Origin of the sequence: Pelagicoccus enzymogenes (genome assembly GCF_014803405.1) — a bacterium.
Lineage (GTDB): Bacteria > Verrucomicrobiota > Verrucomicrobiia > Opitutales > Opitutaceae > Pelagicoccus > Pelagicoccus enzymogenes.
The window spans coordinates 1-2,748 of sequence record NZ_JACYFG010000030.1 but is presented as its reverse complement, the minus strand read 5'-3'; the positions used below and the strand labels follow the sequence as shown (position 1 = coordinate 2,748).

4 protein-coding genes are annotated in these 2,748 nt (G+C 49.5%); all 4 read right to left on the bottom strand.

Annotated elements, in window-relative coordinates:
- Window positions 1-12: 12 nt before the first annotated feature.
- On the bottom strand, window positions 13-381 hold the full coding sequence (locus IEN85_RS10875) for a hypothetical protein (RefSeq protein WP_191616623.1): 369 nt from the start codon (window positions 379-381) through the stop codon (window positions 13-15).
- A 37-nt stretch (window positions 382-418) separates the two neighbouring features.
- Window positions 419-883 carry a hypothetical protein gene (locus tag IEN85_RS10870; protein WP_191617111.1) on the bottom strand — a complete coding sequence of 155 codons (465 nt, stop codon included), beginning with the start codon at window positions 881-883 and terminating at the stop codon, window positions 419-421.
- A gap of 35 nt (window positions 884-918) precedes the next feature.
- The gene (locus IEN85_RS10865) at window positions 919-1,566 is read right to left on the bottom strand and encodes a TlpA family protein disulfide reductase (protein WP_191617110.1); all 648 of its coding nucleotides are present in this window, start codon (window positions 1,564-1,566) and stop codon (window positions 919-921) included.
- A 768-nt stretch (window positions 1,567-2,334) separates the two neighbouring features.
- Entirely contained in the window at window positions 2,335-2,583 is a 249-nt protein-coding gene (locus tag IEN85_RS10860) for a hypothetical protein (RefSeq protein WP_191617109.1), read from the bottom strand.
- Between the last annotated feature and the right edge of the window lie 165 nt (window positions 2,584-2,748).

The window sequence follows — 2,748 nt, the reverse complement described above, 5'->3', positions numbered from 1 at the left end:
AACGCTGAGGTCTCACGGCGTGCGCTTGCGCACGTTGTGAGCACCGACTTGATATGCTTTATTTTTTACTGCCCAGCAGAAGCTGAAGAGTAAGCTGAAGTAGGTAGTGAAAAGAATAGCTATGACGAAGAATGCTTTTCTGTAACCGTTCGCTTCGAAGAAGCGTCCAGCATCAAAATATGTGAGGATATCCTGAATACCGTCTATACTTTTATCTCCGACGGACACGATCATAATTATTCCCAGCAGCGTCCAAGTCAAAGGAGCACTGATCAAAACCCACTTCATCCAATTCGGTGCTTGCTCTTCCTTTCTGAAAGCCAACGAAACGATGAACCCGATCAAGATGGTGACACCGTAAAACTGTGGATTGCTAATCATTTGTTTTGCATATCGTCGAGGTCTGGCGACGGGAGCGCTAGCGACCGTTGGCAGCACCGTCTTGTTCGGCTAGATTGTCGTTTATCATCTTTTCAATTACATGTGTCGATAAGAGCTTACGAATTTCTGGATCGCCACAAGGTACATACTTTTTCTTTCCCGTCTTAAGGTGAAACAGTGCGTGTGGCGTCGTAGTGCCAAGATGGACTGGAAACTCTGTCTTTTCGATTTCATTCCATTCGTATTCTGATTCTTTGATCATTCCTTTGTAGATCACCTTTTCACCAGAAACGCTGACCCAGCAGAATTGTGATAATACGCCTACGTATGCCATGCCCAGAGAGAGCGTGAACAATGGAAGGAAAAACAGTGATGCCAGTAGAGGGTCGGGATCACGGAAAAATGGAGGAACGAGAACTCCAAAGAGAGCTAGCCCCATAAGAACTCCGAGCATCAAGAGTACACGGTCAATTCGGTTTAGGGCTTTGCCTTTTATTTCCATTTTATTTCTTCGAACGTCGAGGTGATACGCGAGGATCAGCGCGGAGCGCTGACTGCTGTTGTATCGACCGCCTGGTTGGGCTCTTTGTTTTCTATTTGTTTATATTCTCGGTTCGCTATCTGTTCTATCGATCCGATCAATTTCTTATCGATATCAAATTTCCCACCTATTGCGGCAATAGCGAGGTTCCAATCTTGGTCGATTATAAAGTGCGTGGGTAATGACGATACGCCATTTGCTGAAATCAAATCTACGACCTCCATCCCCATCTTGCACACAGGCATTCTCATTTCATTGTTTTTTAGATACTGATTTAGCCTGACCTCCGTATCGAAGCAGTTGATGGATAGTATGACGACATCGGGGTCGTCTGAGAAGTAGGTGAATGCCGTGTTTAATTCTGGCATTTCTTTTAGGCAGGGTCCGCAGCCGGTGGACCAGAAATTAAGGTATACAACCTTTCCCGTCAGAGTTTCCGAGTTCCATCGTTTTCCGTTCGTGTCTATCAAATCAATTTCCGGGAATGTTGACCCGATTCTTGGAGCGAATGAATCGTGCGATTCGAGGGAAAACTTCAAAATCGTGGCATCGGTGGTTGTTTGTGCCTGGGTCGCCGTTGCAAACGCGAGGAATGTCAAAAGCAGAGGGATCTGGAGTGTTTTATTCATTAGTTTCTTTGCCATTGAGGTAGAGCTGCCCGTTACCGGGCAGCCCCCTCGCAGATCCCTACGTGCGGTTTTCCCGCATAAGGCTCCTCTGGACGGACGCGCAGCAACATCTTAGAGCAGGTAGCGTGACACGTGAGCTTCGGGCATACAATTCCGAAACGTGAGTGCGCTGCTCAATTATCCATCCAGCCCACCGCTTCCCCATGTGAACGGCCCTACCGTCTCGGAGTACTATCAGCGGGTCTGACTCCTGCCCTCCCATCGAACCGCCTTCAGTTGGTTGGCGGGCCCTACCCCTTGCGGGGAGGCGGGCAGGTCTCCCAGGTTCATGTTCGCTTCTCTGGGCGCATGCCACAGCTTCGAACCCCGACGGACCCGACAGGATCTCGCCATCGCGATCCCGCCGATGCTGGCTTCCGGTCACGTTAACACCGTCGCCGTCCGCATCTAGAACACTCATTACGGGGCTAAATTGCTTTAGGGGGCTGCGACTCCCCTGCGGCCTTCCCTGTGTACGCTTCGCGCATGCCGTTTCGCCATCCGTCGCGTCCCCGCTTCGGAGAGGACCATCATCATGTATCCTGTATCTTCTGACTTAGCTGACATGCCCGCAACACTCGGTAGTTACTACTGGCTAGGTTTTGTATACATATGAACTTTCATCATATAAGAAGCGCCACGCTTCGCCTGGCGCACCAACGCTGAGCTGTCACGCGGAGAGGGCGCAGCCCTCGGAGTTGTGACGAGCGACTTGATATGCTCTTTTGATTTCCTTCGAGAGTTTCATAATTTTGTAACTGGATACCACATTCCTTCGCAGACGATAGGTCCCATCCTTTCCTTTATGTATCTTTCTTTAATGTCGTGGAAAGACACGTTCTCGATGACTTCTTCAATATCCGCTTCCACGTCGATTTCGTAACCTTCCTTCTGGATGATCTCCAGTGCCTTTTCTTTGGATCGAGCGGTCACGCCGAATGGAATGCCTCCATAACACTTGGTGCGGAAAAGGTATGGTATGAGGTCATTCATTCGTTCTGCATATCGTGAAAGCCATACGCGGAAGTCAGCGCGGAGCGCTGGCTGGAGTTGTATGGGCTGACTGGGTACGCCCGGCATGGGCGTCGACTGATGTGGTTAAAGTCCACTGCGCATGGAACCTGTAGGTTATGATCATTAGCGAAAGTAAACTAAGAA